This window comes from Rubneribacter badeniensis (genome assembly GCF_002899695.1).
In the GTDB taxonomy this organism is placed as follows: Bacteria; Actinomycetota; Coriobacteriia; order Coriobacteriales; family Eggerthellaceae; genus Rubneribacter; species Rubneribacter badeniensis.
The window spans coordinates 1-18,020 of sequence record NZ_PPEL01000013.1; the positions used below are offsets into that span (position 1 = coordinate 1).

The window sequence follows — 18,020 nt, forward strand, 5'->3', positions numbered from 1 at the left end:
TCGGCCGCCTCGGTCAGGCTGAACCCCGCCGCGACGGCCTCCACGGCGAGCTCCCTGGTCTCCAACGGGTACATGCGGACTCCAATCCGGACACCGGAGTGTCCAACTTTTTGTCCGCACCCCCAATGAGCACCTGATCGGTCTTATAGGCTCCGTTTCCCTGTTTTTCGTTGCAAATACAACGAAAAACAGGGCGCTCAGGGTGCTTTTCGCCGACCGGCGACTCGATACGGTAAAATATTGCGCATTCTTTTCGTTTTGCTTACCGAAGTCCGTGATTCGCAGTGCGCACAAGCGGGAGTGATCGATTCGATGCGGCGCGTCACGGCCGTCGCGTGGAATTCCCTTCGCGCTTATCGCGTTGGGGATGGCTTGCAGATATGGGGTTCGTGCTGTGGACGGCGGGCGATGATCTCGGCTGGAAACCGCCTGATGTGGGCTGGCGTGAGCGGGTCGCTGCAGACGGGCCGTGGGGCGAGTGGGCTGCCGTGCTCGCTTCGCAGCGGCGGGCGCCATGACCGGACGCGGGTGAGGGGGCGAGCGCTCGACGGCGCCTGCGCGTGAAGGACGAGATTCGGGCTGGTTAAGGGCGAGGGCTCCACCTGCTGTGATTGCCGGCAAGGCATCCGATGCGGGTTGGTTGCAAGCGGGGCGCCGCAAGAACCAGCAGACTGGCGAGTGGGCAAAGCACCCGATGCGGGTTGGCTGCGAGCGGGGAGGTCGTTTGCCCCAAGCGACTGCGAAGCAAGGGAGTGCCGCCTGCTGAGGGTTGGCCTCAGGCCGGGTGCCGTCTGCTGCCAATAGGGCGTTCGATCCAGGTTGGGACGTTCGATCCGGGTTGGCCGCAGACGAGCACGCTTGCTGCTGGCGGCGGTGTTTCGGGGAGGGGAGGATGACCCCGCTTCCCATAAGGTGTCAAGATAGTAACATTTTGCCGACGGGGGGTGTTGCCCCAAGCATAATGGCGTTGTTCGCACGGTTGCGACGCATTGCGAATCCCCTGGAGAGGAGACGAACGATGAGGAAAGCAGAGATGCTCTTGAAACGGACCGCGCCGATCGCCGCCTCGGTGGTCCTTGCCCTCTCGCTGGGCACCCTTGCAGGATGCGCTTCGGCGGGTGGTTCCGACGCGCAGAGAATCGCTGAGCTCGAACGTCAGATCGACGAATTGAAATCCCAAAAATCGAACGACGGTTCCTCCTCCGGCGATACGTCGGCGAATTCGTCCGATGGCTCGTCGACGAATGCGCCGGATGCATCTGCGTCCGAAGGCGCGGGGGGCGCCGGCTCTGCGGGAAGCGGTTCGGCGGCTGCCGGCTCTGCGGGCTCGGGTATCCAGATCACCGATGCCACTGCCCAGGACTTCTCGTCGCGTGCAGACGCGCTCATTGCGGAGGCTGATGCCGCACAGCCCGATGCGGACTTCGGAGCGCGCGTTGCCGCGTACATGGACTTCGAGCAACGATTCGACGCACTTGACCGCGAGATCGACCTTTACGACGATCAGAAAGAGCTGGAATACAAGGGTGGAACTCTTGGTTGGGAGGACTATCGCTCTATCAAAGTGCAGCTTGACTACATCGAGGATCGTCTGGACTTCGCGATGAATTCCCTCGAGTTGAGATTCGGCATCGACGACTAAGCCAGTTCCCGTCTGCGACATTGGCGTGGAGCGTGGCAGAGATGGGGGCGTGGCGGGGACGCGACAGAAGGACGGAATCGTGGCGGGGACGGGAATAATGTGACATTCCGCAAAACGACCAAGGCGCAGTAAGCTTTTTGGAATGTGACATTTTCCCCGTCCCTCTGTCACGTCCCTCTGTCACGCCTGAAATACCTGCCTCGTCGGTGGCGGTCTGGCGTTTTGTGTCAAAACGCCGCACTTCCCTGTCAAACCGCTATCAATGTGACGCTATCCTCGTCGTTTCATAGCCCCTTGTCATTGTCGTGGGTTCCGGCGCTTAGTCAGGCGGGAGATGGTTTTCCGTCGGCGGGGTATCGAAGTCGGTTTTCAATCGGAGGGAGGGTTGGTTCCCTGCTGGGTCGCGCGCACGTGCGCGATGGCGTGGGCGAGGCTCGCAAATGTGGCGAACGCGGCGAACCCCAAAGAAGCCCCGAGGGAGACGGCGTGAAGCTGTCGGCCTTGCGGCCGGGGTGCGCTATACTGGGCTGATCAACGAACCCGACCGGAGAAGGAGCGCGACCATGCTCGACATCAAATTCGTCCGCGACCACCAGGAAGCCGTCGCCGAGGCGATGAAGAACCGCAACGCTTCGTGGGACGCGTCGCGCTTCTCCCGGCTTGACGAGGCGCGCCGCGCCGCCATCGCGAAGGAGGAGGCGCTGCAGGCCGAGCGCAACGCCACGTCGAAGTCCATCGGCCAGATGATGGCCGCCGGCCAGAAAGCCGAGGCCGAAGCCGCCAAGGAACGCGTGCGCGCCATCAACGACGAGATCGCCGCCATCGGCGCCGAGCGCGAGGAAGCCGACGCCGAGCTGCGCGCGCTGCTGTTGCGCACGCCCAACATGCCAGCCGACACCACGCCCGTGGGCGCGAGCGAGGACGACAACCCTGAGGTGCGCCGCTGGGGCACGCCGCGCGATTTCGCCGCCGAGGGCATCGAGATGAAGCCGCACTGGGATCTGGGCCCGGAGCTCGGCATCATCGACTTCGAGCGCGCGGTGAAGCTCGCGCGCAGCCGCTTCATCCTGCTGGGCGGCCTCGGTGCCCGCCTCGAGCGCGCGCTCATCAACTTCATGGCCGACACGCACGCCTCCCGCGGCTACAAAGAGTGGTGGTGCCCGGCCATGGCCAACGCCGAAACGCTCACCGGCACGGGTCAGCTGCCGAAGTTCGAGGAAGACCTGTTCCACACCACCGAGGGCCTCTACCTCATCCCCACGGCCGAGGTGCAGCTTACGAACATCCACGCCGGCGAGGTGCTTGACGCCAGCCAGCTGCCGCTCAAGTACTGCGCGTTCACGCCGTGCTTCCGCGAGGAGGCCGGCAGCGCCGGACGCGACACGCGCGGCCTCATCCGCGTGCACCAGTTCGACAAGGTGGAGATGGTGAAGTACGCCAAGCCCGAGGAGAGCTTCGCCGACCTCGAGGCCATGGTGGAAGACGCCGAGAACATCCTGCAGCTGCTGGGCTTGCCGTATCGCGTGATCAGCCTGTGCACGGGCGACATCGGGTTCTCCGCTGCGAAAACCTACGACCTGGAGGTGTGGCTGCCCAGCTACAACGGCTACAAGGAGATCTCGTCCTGCTCGAACTGCACGGACTTCCAGGCGCGCCGCGCGAACATCAAGTACCGCGACCCCGAGAACTTCAAGGGCTCGCGCTACGTGCACACGCTCAACGGCTCCGGCTTGGCGGTGGGCCGCACGATGGCTGCCGTCATCGAGAACTACCAGCAGGCCGATGGCACCGTGCGCGTGCCCGACGTGCTCGTGCCCTACATGGGCGGCGTCGAGGTCATCGCGCCCGAAGAGCGCGGCTGATCTCGCGGGAGAAGGCGAAGGCGTTTTTCGTGGTAACGAAGCGCACGCGCACAACCGAGGCGAATCGGAAGCGGGTGGCGGCCAAGCGCGTCGTGCCGCCCGCTCCTGCCGTCCCGCCCGCTTCGGTTCCTCCGGCCTCTCCGTCCTCCCCGACGGTTCGCCCTGTGTCGAGTGTCCGCTCTGCGGGCTTGTCCGCGTCTGGACGCTCTGCGGGAGCAACCGGGCAGGGGCGTTCCTCGGACGCGTCGCCGGCCGGTCGGGCCGTCGGCAATCGGGCCGCCGATGATCGGGCTGTCGACAACCGAGCCGCTGGCGCATCCGGATCAGGGCGCTCCGCTCGGGCCGATCGGCGCTCGCGCGCAGTCAAGAAGCGGCGCTGGCCGCTCGTCGTGGCGTTCTCGCTGCTGATTGTGGTGGCGGCGGCAGTCGGGCTGTTCTCGTGGGATCGCTGGCTGCGCTACGACGACGCCGCCGAGTTCCAGGGATCGTGGCAGGCGCACGGCACCACGGGCGTGGTGGTCATCGACGGCGAGCGCATCAACCTCACCGACGACGTGGCCTATTCCTATCGGATTGACCCGATGGCGAAAACCGTCTCGTTCTCGTTCGGCTCCTTGGAGGGGCAGGGGCGCTACCGGTTCTCGCTCGATCGGTCGCAGCTGGTCATCACGGAGGGCGCGGGCTACTCGTGGCTCTCTACGCTCGTCGACGACATCGGATGGATGGCCGATCGGCTGACGCGTTTCGTGCAAGGCCAACCGCAGGCCGAGGTGCTTCCCGGCGACGGTGTGACCGTGCTCGACCGCTTGTCGTCCGCTGCGACCGCCGCGCAGGACGACGGGGCGCTTGCGCAGGAGGGGCCCGCTGCAGATGCCAGCGGGACGTCGGACGGGGCCGCGGCCGATGACGCCGCCGGTGCCAATGGCGTCGCCGAAGCGGATGACGCCAGCGATGCGAATAGCGCGGACGGCGCCGACGATGCGAGTGGCGCGGACGGCGGTCTTGCGGAAGGGGCTGCGGAGGCGGGCGGCGCCGGCGCCGACGATGCGCAAGGCGCGCTCGGCGCCCCGAGCGCATCCGACATCCCAGGTGCGTCTGACGAAACGTCGGACGCCGCGTTGTGAGCGGGCGTTCAGGATGAGCCGTCGAACCCGCCCCTCCTTCTGCCGCCCCCGCCAAGCCGGTGGCTTGCAGGAGGATCCCCTTGCGAGCCCTGGCCGCGCTCTTCCCTCCAGCCCTCCCGCCTCCTCCGGTCTTCCCGGCTTTCCTGATCCTCCGGCTCGATCGCGCCTCTCCGAGCGTCCGTCTCGACCCGGCTCAGCAGCTTGCTCCGGCCGAAGCTCGGCGCTCCCGCACGACGGCGCTCGAAAATCTCTCGATCGACCCGATCGCCGCTGCGAGCCGGCCTCTTCCCTCGACTCTTTTGCGCCTTCCGCTCGCTCGACGTCCCGCCCCGCGCTCGTCGTCGAACGGTTGACGGTGCGCATGGGCCGCCTCGTTTGCGATGTGGCGCTCGCTCCGAGCGCCCCGCGGCTCACCTCGCCCGCGCTCGCCGCGCGCGTGCGCGCGACGTTTCCCAACCTGCCGCGCCATGCGTGCGTGAACGACGCGGGCGACACGTTCGCCGCCGTCATGGACTGCACGCCGCTGCCGCATCTGCTCGAGCATCTTGTGGTGGACCTGCAAGCCCAGGCCGCCCCTCCGGACAGCGACGACGTGTACGTCGGCGTGACCGAGTGGACCGACGAGGAGGCCGGTCGCGCCCGCATTGAGGTGAGCTTCACCGACGATTTGGTCGCTTTGCGGGCTTTTCGCGACGCTGTCGATTTTTTGAACGCCGTGGTGGTACTCTAGGCCAATGACTTCGGCTCACCTGACATTCGACCACACGAGCGACAAGATCGCCAACCGCGTCGTGAAGATGCGCTCTTCTGCCGTGCGCGATTTGTTCGCCGCTGCGTCGAACCCCAACATCATCTCGCTGTCGGGCGGCATGCCCGACGTGTCGCTTTTGCCGCACGCGGCCATCCGCAAGGCCACCCGCGCGGCGTGCGACGATGAGCGCGCCGTGGCGCTGCAGTACGGCTCCACCGATGGCCGCGTAGAGACGAAGCGCGTGTTCTGCGACCTCATGCGCGACATCGGCGTGCGCGCCAAGCCGGAGAACGTCATGATCACCACGGGCGCGCAAGAGGCGCTCGACCTCATCGCCAAGACGTTCGTCAATCCGGGCGACATCGTGCTGGCCGAAGGCCCCACCTACCTCGGCGCGTTGCAGGCGTTCTCTGCCTACGAGCCGGATATCCGCTGCATCCCCTTCGATGACGAGGGCATGCGCATGGATTTGCTGGAAGAGGAGCTTGCGCGCATCGGCAAAGGCAATCCGCGCCTCAAGTTCCTCTACACCATTCCGAACTTCCAAAACCCCGGCGGCGTCACCATGGTGCCCGCGCGTCGCAAGCGCCTCATCGAACTGTCGCACGAGTACGGCTTCATGGTGGTGGAGGATGACCCCTATGGCCGCTTGCGCTACGAGGGCGGCCACGTGCTGCCGCTCAAGGCGCTTTCGGACGACGTGGTGTACCTCGGCACTGTGTCGAAGGTGTTCGCGCCGGGTTTGCGCACGGGTTGGGTCGTGGCGCCGAAGAGCGTGCTGGCGAAGATCAACCTTGTGAAGCAGGGCACCGATCTGTGCGGCAGCGCGTTCAACCAGGTGGTGGTGGAGCACTACTTCACCGACACCCCGTGGCAGAAGACGCTGCGCACGTTCGTCAACACCTATCGCACGCGTCGCGACGCGATGCTGGCGGCGCTCGACGAGCACTTCCCGCCCGAGGCGTCGTGGACGCGCCCCGAGGGCGGCTTCTTCGTGTGGGTGACGCTTCCCGACTACGTGGACACCGGCTCCATGCTGGGCGCGGCGCTCGAGCACGGCGTGACGTACACTCCCGGAGACGGGTTCTTCCCCGACGGCAAGACCGGCAAGAACTGCATGCGCATCGCGTTTTGCTACGAGAGTCCGGAGAACCTTGCCGAGGCCGTCAAGCGACTTGCGGGTGTTATCAACGAGCGGTTGGAACTGTATCGAGCGTTCATTGATGCCGGCGCTTTGCCGAACGCCGGACGAGCCGACGCTGCGAGCCGTTCCGGCACCCAATCTTGACCCCTGTGCGCTTGCCCTCACGTGCGAAAGCACGCTTAGCCGCGCGGCGAGTCGATTTTGGACATTGGACGGCTCTCGCTGACTGATTAGGACTGGCGGTTTGGCTGCTGTTGAAAGGAAACGACATGGGCCTCAAAGTTGCAGTGTTGATGGGCGGCGCCTCGTTTGAGCGCGAGTTCTCCCTGTCCAGCGGCAAAAACGTGTGCGCGGCGCTTGAAGAGGTCGGCCACAAGGTGGTGCCGCTCGATACCACGAGCGACCTCGTTCCCACGCTGCGCAGCGAGCGTCCCGACGTGTGCTACAGCGCCCTGCACGGCAAGCACGGCGAGGATGGCACCATTCAAAGCCTGCTCGAATTCCTCGACATCCCGTTCGTCGGCTCGCCGTCGCATGTGTGCCATCGCACGTGGAACAAGGACTCCATGCATTACGAGCTGGCGACGTATCGCGCCATCACTGGCGATGCCCCCGTCGCTTCATGGCCGCAAGGCATCTACTTGGCGCGCGACGCTTTCAAGGACATGGGTGCCGCTACGGCGCTCGACTTGGTGGAAGAGCGCGTGATCGGCGGCTATCCTGTGGCGGTGAAGCCCGCGCACGGCGGTTCGGCTATGGGCGTGCATCGTGTGGATTCCGTCGATGAGCTGGGCGAGGCCATCCTCGATGCGCTGTCGTTTGACGAGGCGGTGGTGGTCGAACAGTGGGTCGAGGGCGTGGAGATGGCCGTGTCAGTGCTGGGCACCGGTTGGGACGCCTATGCGCTGCCGCCGGTGGAGATCGTGGCGAAATCGGGCCGCTATGACACCGAGGCTCGCATGACACCCGGAGCTGTGGAGTACTTCGCGCCCGTTCGGCCTGCGTCGCTTGCTCAGGATGAGGCCGATGCGCAGGCCATTCGCGCCGAGATCGAGCGCGCGGCGCTCGAGGTGTACCGCGCCTACCAGGTGCGCGACCTTGCTCGCATCGACCTCATCTGGGACGGTGCCCAAGCGCGCGCATTCGAGGTGAACGTGTCGCCCGGCATGGCCGAGCACTCCCTGTTCCCCACGGCATGCGCCGCCGCCGGGCTGTCGCTGCCGAAGGTTCTCGACAGCCTGGTCAGCCAATACGCACGATAGGGCAGGCACGTGGTAGGGGCGTGACAGGGGGACGGGGATAACGTCACATTTTGCGAGATAATCGAACGCGGTAAGCCTTTTGGGAATGTGACATTATCCCCGTCCCCCTGTCACGCCCCCGCCACGCTCGGTCGTTGCTCTCTCTCGACCTCTCTGCCTCGCTGCGTTGCAAGCGGCTTCAACGAAACGGCAACCGAATTCTATTGCGCCTGTGTTTTCCCTCCGGGCGCGCATGGATGCCCGTATAATGATCGGACAGACGAACATCCCCAGAAGGAGGCTGTCATGGGCAACAAACTAGGTGCTTTCTTGGCCGGAGGGCTTGCGGGCGCGGTCGTCGCGCTTCTGTGCGCGCCCCGTTCGGGTCAGGAAACGCGGGCCATGGTCACCGATAAAATGAACGCCGTGTGGGGCGAGGCCCAGGAGCTTGGCGCGCAGGCTGGCAGCAACGTGCAGCAGGCGTACCACGAGGCCACGGCCAAGGGCCAGGAGGTCGTCCACGACGTGGCGGCCAAGGGCCAGGAGCTGTACGGCCAGGCCACGCAGCGCGTGCAGGATGCCGCCGACACCATCAAGCCGGCGTTCTCGCAGAAAAACGACGAGCTGCGCGAGAAGATCGAGGCCGCGCGCCAGCGCATCGCTGCGCAGGTGGCGAAGAACGCCGAGCAGGCGCACGATTCGGCGAGCGAAGCCATTCCCGTGGCCGCCGACACGGCTCACGAGGTTGTCGACGCCGCGCAAGGCAAGGCCGAGGACGCGGTCGACGCCGTGAAGGGCACCGCAGAGAGCGTTGCCGACAAGATCGACGGCAAGGACGCGCAGTAGCGCTGGGTTATCGAAAGGGAAGCGGCACGCGAAATGCGAGGAGCGGCGCTGCATGCGCCGGAGGAGCCTCGTCGCGCGCCGCTTCCGTGCATCTGAACGCACGCATGGCGCTGGGGGTGCGGCTCCGAACCGCGAAGCGCGCCGTGCCGTACGGGAGAAGGACATGGCAAGCACACTCATCACCACGGGAGAGCTCACCGGCGTGCGCGTCGTGGGTGGAAAAAGCGGGCAGAAGCGCATCGGGAAGGTGCGTCATTTCGTGTTCCATCCGAAGGAGAAGCGCTGCGTCGGCTTCATCGTGAAGCGCCCCGACTTTCTGTGGATGTTTCGCCGCAAGGACAAGTTCGTGTCGATCGAGGGATACGACTTGGTGGACGGTCGCGTGGCGATTCGCGACGTTTCCGAAGCCACCGACCGGGCCGCATGCAAGGCGCTCGGCGTCAACTGGGACGACTGCGTGCTGTGGGTGGGGCTTCCCGTCATGACCGAGGACGGCCAGTCCTTCGGCGTGGTGGGCGACGTCGCTTTCAACCGGCGCACGGGCGCGGTGGAGTCCTTCGACACTGATGCAGGTGCCACGGCCAACGCCCTTTTGGGCACACGCACGATTCCGGCCGATCTCATCAAGGGGTTTCGGCGCGGCATGGGCGCGGCGGTGGCTCCAACGGGGCAGGAAGGCGTGCAGACCGACGAGGTGACGTTGGGGGCCATCCTCGTGTCCGACGAGGTCAAAGCGCTCGCGACCGAAGGCGGCGTGGCCGAGAAGGCCGGAGCCGCCACGGCGGTGACCGTCGACAAGGTGCGCACGACCGTGGACAAGGCCAAGCCCGTCGCCAGCGAGATGGCTCGGAAAACCGGCGAGGTGGTGAACAAGGGTGCCTACGCCACCGGCAAGCAGATCGCCGCGACGAAGGGCATGTTCTCCAGCTTCAAGGAGGAGTACGACAAGGCGCGCGGCCCCAAGCCTGCGAAGGGCGGTCGGGCCATCGAGAAGGCAGACGATGCGTCGAAGGGCGTCGCGAAGCCTGCGTCGAAGCCCGCTGCGAAAGCGTCGACGACTGCCAAGAAACCCGCCGCCAAGAAGCCCGCTCCGAAGAAGAACATGTTCGCTGCATTCAAGGAAGAGTACGACAAGGCCCGCCACGATGACTGACAAATTCGACACCGGAAAACTCAAGGCCCGTGCCGAGGAGCGTCGGGAGGCGTTGCATGAGAAGGCCGAGCAGGAAGTGACCGTGCGCGGGCACGCGATGGAGAAGGGCGACATCTTCAAGTTCGCCGGCCTCATCGCGTTCTTCGCGATCATGGTGCTCATCTGCGTTTTGCTGTGGCCGTATTTCCACGACCTGTTCGAGCCCGGCGGCATCGACCGCATCATCGCCGACGTGCGGGGCGCAGGGCCGGTTGGGTTCCTCATCCTTTTGGGGTTGCAGTTCCTGCAGATCGTGGTCGCGTTCATTCCCGGCGAGGTCGTGCAGGTGGCGGCGGGCATGCTGTACGGTCCGTGGGTCGGCGCGCTCGTCATCTTCGTAGGATGCGTGCTTTCGAGCGCATTCATCTTCGCGCTCGTGCACAGGCTGGGTGCGCCGTTCGTGCAGAGCATGGTGCCCACGCGCTACCTCGAGAAGTTCCGGCGATTCGAGGCGTCGGGCAAGCTCAACATCACGGTGTTCATCCTGTTTCTCATTCCCGGATTGCCGAAGGACGTGTTCACCTACCTGGTGCCCCTCACCGACATGCGCATGCGCACGTTTCTGGTGCTGTCCAACGTGGGGCGCATTCCGGGCATCGTCGTCTCCACGTATGCCGCGGACGGTTTGGTGGACGGGCGCATTTGGGAGAGCATCGTCATCTTCGCTGTGGCGGCGGTGATCGCCATCCTGGGGATCGTGTTCCGCGAGCGCATCATGAGGATGCTCGACCGCTCATCGCGCCGCGACGGCAAGTGACGGCGGGTGTCGTCGGGGCGCAGGTGCGCGGGTGTCGGTGCGGAGCGGGGCGGTGCAGGGCGCGAGTGCGCGCGTGATGGGATGGATTTGCAACGCGGCGTGAACCCCCCCCCCTCATTGGGGTGCGGGTGCGTGTGCGAAGGCGTGGAACGGGACGCGAGTACGGGGCGAGACTCGACGGCAGGCGCGGTGGATGCGCCGCGTGCGGCAGAGGCGGGGCGCGACGGCGGGGGCGATGTGCGCGGCTGGTGTTCCGCCCTTAAGAATCGATGACATCCTTAACGGTATCGTGACGGAATCGGCGAGTCGGCCTTGTCGGGCACTACCATGACGCTCAAGGAATGCCGAAGGTGAAGCGAAGATTGAGAGAGGTCCCTTATGGCTACGAACGAACCCTTGAGCAGCGCGGCAGACGAAGTTGCCGCCGCTGAAGCCGAGTTGAAGGCCGCCCAAGAGCGCTTGGCGGCTGCCAAGGCGAGGATGGCCGCAGAGTCTGCCGAGGATGCGGCGGCAGATGACCGTGGTGATGAGCGCGACGATGCGGCCCATGACGAGCGCTCTGGCGACGAGTTGGGCGGCGGGAGTGCGGATACCGAGGCGACCGCGGTTGCCGTCGCCGAAGCCGACGCTTCCGAGGCACCTGGGATGGCTGAGAGCTCCGGCGCTGCCGCGTCCGAGGCTGCCGATGTCTCCGATGATTCCGATGATTCCGATGCCGCCGGCGCTGCCGGCGCAGAGGCGCCCAACCCCGGCGTTGCGGCTGTTCGCACGACTGAGGACATCGCGGAGCCTTCCAGCGCGGGTGATGTGCCGAGTGCTGTTGGCCCTGAGGGCGCTTCCTGCGTTCCGACCCCTCCGGCACCTGTCGATGCCTCTTCAAGTTCGAATGCCCCTCGACAGGAGCCTTCTGCGACGGTTGGCGAACCCGATTGGGTCCCGTACTCCACGGCGCAGATACCCACGCCTCCTTCGTACGGTTCTCCCGTGCGGCATCCGGGCGATGCCGTCTTCCACCAGCCGCCAGCACCGGCAGGGTACGGGTATGCACCGCCGCAGCCCCAGTATCAGGCGCAACCTCAGCCTTCGGCTCAGCAGCCGCCGCATGCCGGCCCCGGCGCGGTTCCTCCGCAGCAGCCGTATTACGGTTACGCTCAGCAACCCTATTACCAACAACCCTACGCTCAGCCGGTGGTCAGCACGAAAGACCATGTCGCCGCAGGGCTGTTGGCCATCTTCCTGGGACCGTTGGGCATCCATAAGTTCTATTTGGGCTACAACACGGCTGGATTCATCATGCTTGCCGTGTCCATTGTGGGAGGGCTTCTCACGCTCTCGTTGGCGATGTGGGTGATCTGGGTCATCTCCATCATCGAGGGCATTTTGTACTTGACGAAGTCGCAGACCGAGTTCGAGCAGATGTACGTGCTGAACAAGCGCGAGTGGTTCTAGCAACCGCGCGGCAGGGCGGTGTGGCGGGGGTGCGACAGGGGTGTGACAGGGGGACGGGGATAATGTCACATTCCCGAGAGGCTTGCTACGTCCTATCATATCGCAGAATGTGACATTATCCCCCCCGTCACACCCCCGTCACATGCGCCATCGTGCTCCCGTCGCGCCGCCTCCGTGTCGCTGCGTCCCCGCCGCGCTGCACTCTCCCGTCGCATCTCCGCACTCGTTTTCCTGCTGCGCTCCCGGTCGCACTCGTCCTTCGCAGCGCTGTGACCGCGTCCCCGTCATCCCCTCCCCTCTCTCTTTCGTTGCTCCGTCGCCCGTTTTCCTGCCGCGTCTAGAAAGAAGGTCGCAGAAAATGTTTCACGTGAAACATTTGTTCTCTTGTCGCATGACATTGCAACAAGTGTTTCACGTGAAACACCCCTGCTCTTCGTTCGACTCGCTCCAGCCCGCCATCCGACTCGCTCACAACTCGCCCTCGGCTCGCCCTCAACGTCTCCAGCCCCCAGCCCGGCTCGCCCTCAACGCTTCTCAATCCGCTCCCAGCTCGCTTGGGGTTCCGCTCGCGGGGTTTTTCGATGGAACGAAGTGTTTCCCCGCGCTTTTTCGCTAGAATGACCGTATCGCTCAGGCGCTGATCCCATAAGGAGGAAATCATGCCCAAAATCACTCGTGACCAGGTGCGCGTTCCCGTTGACGTCATGCCTGAATCCCGTGACGAGTACATCGAGAACTACCTGAAGGCCACGCGCGGCACGGGCCGCCTCATGCTGTTCGCGTGCGACCAGAAGATCGAGCACCTCAACAAGGACTTCTACGGCGAGGGCATCGACATCGCCGATGTCGAGCCGGAGCATCTGTTCAAGATCGGCAGCCAGGGCGTGTGCGGCGTTCTGGCCGGTCAGCGCGGCCTCATCGCGCAGTACGCCGCCGACTACCCCGAGATCAACTACCTCGTGAAGATGAACTCCAAGACGAACCTCGTGAAGACGAGCCAGGACGACCCCTACTCGCCGCAGCTGCACGACCTCGACGCCGTGCTGGCCATGCGCGAGGCGGGCGTGAACATCGTGGGCCTGGGCTACACCATCTACCTGGGCAGCGAGTACGAATCCACCATGATGGCCGAAGCCGGCCAGCTCATCGCGCAGGCGCACGCGAACGGCCTGCTGGTGGTGCTGTGGATCTATCCGCGCGGCAAGGCCGTCACGGCCGAGAAGGACCCTGACCTCATCGCGGGCGCGGCGGGCGTGGCTTTGTGCCTCGGTGCCGACTTCGTGAAGGTGAACCCGCCGAAGCCCGAGGGCGACGACACCCGCACCCCGGCCGAAGCCCTGAGCATCGCCTCGAAGGCCGCGGGTCGCACGGGCCTTGTGTGCGCCGGCGGCTCCACGGTAGATGCCGAGACGTTCCTCACGCAGCTGCACGACCAGATCCACATCGGCGGCGCGTGCGGCAACGCCACCGGTCGCAACATCCACCAGCGCTCGCTGGACGAGGCCGTGCGCCTCACGAAGGCCATCAGCGCCATCACGCTGGCCGACTACTCCGTGGCCGACGCGCTGGCCGTGTTCAACGGCGAGAAGGACTTCGCGCTGTAAGCCGCGCACTCGACGCACTCGGCGAGTTGCAAGATACGCCGGCTCCCGCGTTCCCCCGGTGTTGCTTTCGGTGCCCCCTCCGCACAGCGCGGAGGGGGCGCTTTTTCGTTGATGCGCAGATAGCGACTGCCATTGTCGGCGCCAGTCGGTGGTCGGCGGGGCGGGGGTGAGGGGCGGTCAAGCGGTTTGGGAGGATTCTCAACCTCTTTGAGAATTCTCCCAATACGAGCCTGTTTTCTCAACTTATTTGAGAAAACATGCCATAGGAAAACGCTACATGGTGGATGCGGGATTGCGCAACGCGTTTCTTGGGAAGCGGCCGAGCGATGTGGGGCACGTGCTCGAAAACGCGGTGTTCATGGAGTTGCTGCGCCGCGGTTTCAAAGTGACCGCGGGTAAGATCGACAAGAAGGAAATCGACTTCGTTGCCGTCGGCCATACTGATCGAGTGTACGTGCAAGTGTGTCGCACGCTTGCTGATGAGAGGGTCGAACAGCGCGAATTCTCGCCCTTGCTTGCCGTCGCGGACGCCTATCCGAAATTCGTTTTGAGCATGGATCGAATCGACTACTCTCGCGAGGGCATGCATCACCTGAACATCGTCGATTTCCTGATGGGCGCTTCTTTGTCTTAGAACGGCGACTTTTTGAAGCGAAATCATGGTGGGATTTCGGGCGGCGACGGTCTGCTTAAGGGCGCTTTTCAGCTTGCAGAGCCTTGTTGCATTTCGCGTGAAGCATCAAGAGGGATTCGGTTCCTGTCTGAGATATCGGCAGACGCTATGTTGGGCAAGTCAAGGGGCACGTCAACTGCGCCGGGGGGATGCTCACCCGCTTCGCATCTCGTTGGTCAGTTCGATGATCTCCTGCTTGCTGTGGACGTCGAGCGCGGCGTAGATCTTCTTCGCATGGGTGCGCACGGTGTTCTCGGACACGAACAGCTTCTTCGCGATGGCGCGGACGTCGTAGCCGTGCGCCAGCAGCACGAGCACCTCGGTTTGCCGCTGGGACAGTTGATGCTCTGCAGCCAAGTGCTGGCAGCTCTGTTCGATGGGGTCGATCGGCCCAGGTGCGCCCGCCTTTCCGCTTCCATCTTCGGCCCGTCGATGGCCGCCGTTCGCCGCGCTCGGCTCGTTCGTACTTGCTCTGTCCGTCGCGTCCGGTGCGCGCGCGACGAAGAACATGACGATGGAGCATCCGTACAGCAGGGCCGCCACCGCCACCGCAGTGGTCGTTTCTTGCACAAGCAGCTGTTCGCGCGCGGCCTCCATCGCGAAGTTGCTCAGCCGGTTGGCACCGTAGAACAATCCGGCGAACAGACCGTACACCGCGGTCAGCCCCAGATTCCGCTCCGTGCTCACCTCGATGCTCTCGATCATGACGATCATCGAGAACACCACGAACGCGATGCCGCTCACGTAGGGGACGACGATGCGCAGCGGCGGGTCGAGGACGAGAAACAGCAGCAGGGCCGTTGCGATGATGGGGAACAGCACGGTGAACGCCCCGATGAGCGTTGTCTTCCGCTTCATCCCGAGCCAGACGATGCCCAGAACGAGCGCGGCGATGATGTTCTCGGAATGCACCATGAGCGACTGCTCGACGAAGGACATGCCAGCCATCGACCCCTCCGACACCGTGGCGATGACCGGCGTGGCGAGCCCGATCATGGCGCAGCAGAGCAAGGGCCTCCAAAACGAGGACGCCAGCGCGCTCGGCGAAACGGTGCGGGTCGGCACCTCCGCTCGGCCCTCGCGGCGGGCGATCCGCTCGTGGCCGAGCAGCGCCGCCACGTTGAGCGTGGCGAGCGCGGCGATGGTCAGCGCGATGGTGGACGCATCCAGCGTGAAGAACGCCAGGTACGGCACAGCCGACAGCACCGACCCCAGCACGATCTCCACCTTCGCCATGTCCGGCCCGTCGGCGAACAACGCGCGCGCCCAGCAGAAGAAGCAGCAGGTGGTTCCAACGCCCATGCAGGTGCCGGCTGCGACAAGCACGGCGGGGTTCTGCAGGAGCGTCGACAGGCACATCAGCGCCACGGCGGCGCTCAGAAGCGCGATCGCCGCGACGAGGGGGCTTCGACCGAACAGGCGCGGTGCACGGTACGCCCCTGCGAAAAACACGGCGAACGCTGCCACGTTGCTCAGCGACAGCGGTGTGTTCCAAAGGAGCTGGGCGTGCTCTCCGAGCGTCGTTTCGGGCAAGAGGGCGAACCCCCAGAGCGAGAACGAGTTGAGCGCCAGGAAGCACGCGAAGCCCGTGGCCGAAAGCAGGATATGCGCGATGGTTTTCTGCATGGAACCCTCCTTGCGGCATTGTACCCGATGTGGTTGCTTGAAACGACGGCTTGCATGTTGAAGAAACCGGCCGAACTGCGATTTCCCTTTGAATTCACCCAACTTATGTGAAGGTTTGACGGCCAAACGCTCATCGCGGGTGAGCGCGGGAGGCGTTGCGACGTGTTAGATTCGAGCGGTAGTTTCATCCGAAGTAAGGAGGGAAAGCATGGAATTGAACCGACGCGACTTTCTGAAGGGCGCGGGCGCGCTCGGAGCGCTCGGAGCCATGGGGACGTTGGCCTCGTGCGCGCCCGCTTCGCCGAAAACCGCGGCCGACGGTGCGGGCGAGAGTGCGACCGCTGACGGCGCGCTGACCGCGCAATCGGCCACGCAGAAGTGGAGCTTCGAGATACCGCCCGAGCCCATCGCCGATGAGGATATCGCCGAGACGTTCAGCGCCGACGTGATCGTGGTGGGCGCCGGCATGGCGGGCACGTGCTGCGCCGTCTCGGCAGCCGAGGGCGGTCTGAGCGTCATCCTCATCGACGCCGGCACCAAGGCCATCTCGCGCGGCGGGTCGAACCAGGCCATCGGCACGAAGTACCAAAAGGAGATGGGCATCGACTACACGCCGAAAGACGCGCTCGAGCACGTGAAGATCGAGCAATTGGCGGGTTTCTACAGCATGGACAAGATGAAATGGTCGCGGTGGCTTCAGTACAGCGGCGAGTCCATGGACTGGATGATCGACAAGATGACCGCCAAGGGCCTCAAAGTGAACCTCGAGCCTCCCTACACCGATCCCGACGGCACGCTGGCCGCGCCGGCCTCGGTCCACAACTTCTGGAACGACGAGAACCCGCTCGGCGTGTTCCAAGGCGCGCCCTTGTGCGCCCAGGCGTACGCCGACACGCTCACGCAGGATTTGGGTCAGGAGATACACTTCCAAACCCGCGGCGTGCAGCTCGTCCGCGAGAACGACAACACCGGGCGTGTGAGCGCCGTCATCGCGAAGCGCGCCGACGGCACCTATGCCAAGTACGAGGCCGCCAAAGCCGTGGTGCTGGCCACGGGCGACTTCTCCAAGGACGAGGACATGATGGCCAAGTACGCGCCGGACATCTACCATGCGCTGAAAGACCAGCTCACCTTCGGCGAGGACGCGGTCGATTTCGATGCCGGCATGAACTACTCCGGCCTCATGCCCGGCGACGGCCACAAGATGGGCCTGTGGGTGGGCGCGGCTTGGCAGCGGGTGTTCCCGAACCCCTGCGCCGTGAACGGCGGCGTTCCGGGCCCCAGCCACTGCGTCATCGACAACTTCTGGGGCATCAACCTCAACATCAACGGAAAGCGCTTCCAGAACGAGAACACGAACTTTGCGTTCGGTGCCCGCTCGCTGCTCACGCAGCCGCAGACGACGGCCTTCGGCATCTGGGACTCCGCGTATGCGTACACCCAAGACGAATGGGAGACGCTCGGATGCTCGGTGAACAACGTCACGCCGCAAAAGCCGCTGACCCCCGAGCAGATGATCGCCTCGTGGGACGCCAACGTGGAAAAGGGGACGTACTTCAAGGCCGACACGCTCGAAGAGCTGCTTGACCAGCTCGAGGGCATCGACAAGGAAGAGGCCCTGGCCTCCATCGAGCGCTATAACACCTACGCCGAGCAGGGCTACGACGAAGAATACCAGGTGAACCCCAGCATCCTGTTCCCCATCAGCACGCCGCCGTTCTACGGGGCTAAGACCACGGGCGTGACGTTTCTCACGGTCATGGGCGGTTTGCGCACGAACGAGAACCTTCAGATCTGCGAGGAGGACGACACCCCCATCGAAGGTTTGTACTGCGTGGGCACGATGATCGGCGACTTCTTCGCCGGCACGTACAACTTCGGTCTGCCCGGCCAGAACCTGGGAGCCTGCTGCTGCACGTTGCCGTACGTGCTCGGCCGCGACCTGGCCAAGCTTTAGCGTTCCTGTTCGGCCGCCCTTTCCCGCGCGCAAGCGCGCGGGAAAGGGCGGTGCTTGCGGGATCGCGTTGCCTTTGCCGCTCCTCGTTTGCGTCTGTGAAGGCTTACGCGCTTTGTGTCGCTCTGCGGGCGGGGAGGGGATTGGCGCGCCCG

The 18,020-nt window shown here is 64.8% G+C and carries 14 protein-coding genes; 13 read left to right on the forward strand and 1 reads right to left on the reverse strand.

The annotated features are described in order from the left end of the window. Positions 1–961: 961 nt before the first annotated feature. The 12 genes from C2L80_RS04000 (at position 962) to C2L80_RS04055 (ending at position 14,246) form a co-directional block, all read left to right on the forward strand. Entirely contained in the window at positions 962–1,642 is a 681-nt protein-coding gene (locus tag C2L80_RS04000; protein ID WP_129589887.1) for a hypothetical protein, read from the forward strand. Positions 1,643–2,205: 563 nt separating this feature from the next. After that, complete coding sequence (serS, locus tag C2L80_RS04005; RefSeq protein ID WP_087196479.1) at positions 2,206–3,504, forward strand: serine--tRNA ligase; 1,299 nt, start codon at positions 2,206–2,208, stop codon at positions 3,502–3,504. 389 nt (positions 3,505–3,893) lie between these two features. Then, the gene (locus tag C2L80_RS04010; RefSeq protein WP_087196478.1) at positions 3,894–4,628 is read left to right on the forward strand and encodes a hypothetical protein; all 735 of its coding nucleotides are present in this window, start codon (positions 3,894–3,896) and stop codon (positions 4,626–4,628) included. 361 nt (positions 4,629–4,989) lie between these two features. After that, positions 4,990–5,358, forward strand: coding sequence for a cyanophycin synthetase family protein (locus tag C2L80_RS04015; RefSeq protein ID WP_087196495.1), 369 nt, complete (start codon positions 4,990–4,992; stop codon positions 5,356–5,358). 4 nt (positions 5,359–5,362) lie between these two features. After that, on the forward strand, positions 5,363–6,667 hold the full coding sequence (locus C2L80_RS04020; RefSeq protein ID WP_087196476.1) for an aminotransferase-like domain-containing protein: 1,305 nt from the start codon (positions 5,363–5,365) through the stop codon (positions 6,665–6,667). Positions 6,668–6,792: 125 nt separating this feature from the next. Next, positions 6,793–7,785 carry a D-alanine--D-alanine ligase family protein gene (locus C2L80_RS04025; RefSeq protein WP_087196474.1) on the forward strand — a complete coding sequence of 331 codons (993 nt, stop codon included), beginning with the start codon at positions 6,793–6,795 and terminating at the stop codon, positions 7,783–7,785. A gap of 285 nt (positions 7,786–8,070) precedes the next feature. Further along, the gene (locus C2L80_RS04030) at positions 8,071–8,610 is read left to right on the forward strand and encodes a YtxH domain-containing protein (protein WP_087196471.1); all 540 of its coding nucleotides are present in this window, start codon (positions 8,071–8,073) and stop codon (positions 8,608–8,610) included. A gap of 163 nt (positions 8,611–8,773) precedes the next feature. Then, the gene (locus tag C2L80_RS04035) at positions 8,774–9,763 is read left to right on the forward strand and encodes a PRC-barrel domain-containing protein (RefSeq protein WP_103262694.1); all 990 of its coding nucleotides are present in this window, start codon (positions 8,774–8,776) and stop codon (positions 9,761–9,763) included. After that, positions 9,756–10,559 (forward strand): TVP38/TMEM64 family protein, encoded by an 804-nt coding sequence (locus tag C2L80_RS04040; RefSeq protein ID WP_087196467.1) that lies wholly within the window; start codon positions 9,756–9,758, stop codon positions 10,557–10,559. The genes C2L80_RS04035 and C2L80_RS04040 overlap by 8 nt, the downstream gene beginning before the upstream one ends. Positions 10,560–10,937: 378 nt before the next feature. Continuing rightward, entirely contained in the window at positions 10,938–12,008 is a 1,071-nt protein-coding gene (locus tag C2L80_RS04045) for a TM2 domain-containing protein (protein WP_103262695.1), read from the forward strand. A 659-nt stretch (positions 12,009–12,667) separates the two neighbouring features. Continuing rightward, positions 12,668–13,612: a beta/alpha barrel domain-containing protein gene (locus tag C2L80_RS04050; protein ID WP_087196463.1), complete on the forward strand. Its 945-nt coding sequence runs from the start codon at positions 12,668–12,670 to the stop codon at positions 13,610–13,612. 247 nt (positions 13,613–13,859) lie between these two features. Next, a complete protein-coding gene (locus C2L80_RS04055) occupies positions 13,860–14,246 on the forward strand; it encodes a DUF4143 domain-containing protein (protein ID WP_275668728.1) in 387 nt (128 codons plus the stop codon). 192 nt (positions 14,247–14,438) lie between these two features. Here C2L80_RS04055 and C2L80_RS04060 read toward each other — a convergent pair whose 3' ends face one another. Then, the gene (locus C2L80_RS04060; RefSeq protein WP_103262697.1) at positions 14,439–15,911 is read right to left on the reverse strand and encodes a helix-turn-helix transcriptional regulator; all 1,473 of its coding nucleotides are present in this window, start codon (positions 15,909–15,911) and stop codon (positions 14,439–14,441) included. A 208-nt stretch (positions 15,912–16,119) separates the two neighbouring features. On the opposite strand from C2L80_RS04060, the gene C2L80_RS04065 reads away from it, so the two are divergent. Next, complete coding sequence (locus C2L80_RS04065; RefSeq protein ID WP_103262698.1) at positions 16,120–17,868, forward strand: FAD-dependent oxidoreductase; 1,749 nt, start codon at positions 16,120–16,122, stop codon at positions 17,866–17,868. Positions 17,869–18,020 lie beyond the last annotated feature (152 nt).

What these genes read in the sequence shown, in the direction of transcription:
- C2L80_RS04000 (WP_129589887.1), top strand. Translation starts at nt 962, where the DNA reads ATGGCGTTGTTCGCACGGTTGCGACGCATTGCGAATCCCCTGGAGAGG.
- serS (WP_087196479.1), top strand. Translation starts at nt 2,206, where the DNA reads ATGCTCGACATCAAATTCGTCCGCGACCACCAGGAAGCCGTCGCCGAG.
- C2L80_RS04015 (WP_087196495.1), top strand. Translation starts at nt 4,990, where the DNA reads ATGGGCCGCCTCGTTTGCGATGTGGCGCTCGCTCCGAGCGCCCCGCGG.
- C2L80_RS04020 (WP_087196476.1), top strand. Translation starts at nt 5,363, where the DNA reads ATGACTTCGGCTCACCTGACATTCGACCACACGAGCGACAAGATCGCC.
- C2L80_RS04025 (WP_087196474.1), top strand. Translation starts at nt 6,793, where the DNA reads ATGGGCCTCAAAGTTGCAGTGTTGATGGGCGGCGCCTCGTTTGAGCGC.
- C2L80_RS04030 (WP_087196471.1), top strand. Translation starts at nt 8,071, where the DNA reads ATGGGCAACAAACTAGGTGCTTTCTTGGCCGGAGGGCTTGCGGGCGCG.
- C2L80_RS04035 (WP_103262694.1), top strand. Translation starts at nt 8,774, where the DNA reads ATGGCAAGCACACTCATCACCACGGGAGAGCTCACCGGCGTGCGCGTC.
- C2L80_RS04040 (WP_087196467.1), top strand. Translation starts at nt 9,756, where the DNA reads ATGACTGACAAATTCGACACCGGAAAACTCAAGGCCCGTGCCGAGGAG.
- C2L80_RS04045 (WP_103262695.1), top strand. Translation starts at nt 10,938, where the DNA reads ATGGCTACGAACGAACCCTTGAGCAGCGCGGCAGACGAAGTTGCCGCC.
- C2L80_RS04050 (WP_087196463.1), top strand. Translation starts at nt 12,668, where the DNA reads ATGCCCAAAATCACTCGTGACCAGGTGCGCGTTCCCGTTGACGTCATG.
- C2L80_RS04060 (WP_103262697.1), bottom strand. Translation starts at nt 15,911, where the DNA reads ATGCAGAAAACCATCGCGCATATCCTGCTTTCGGCCACGGGCTTCGCG.
- C2L80_RS04065 (WP_103262698.1), top strand. Translation starts at nt 16,120, where the DNA reads ATGGAATTGAACCGACGCGACTTTCTGAAGGGCGCGGGCGCGCTCGGA.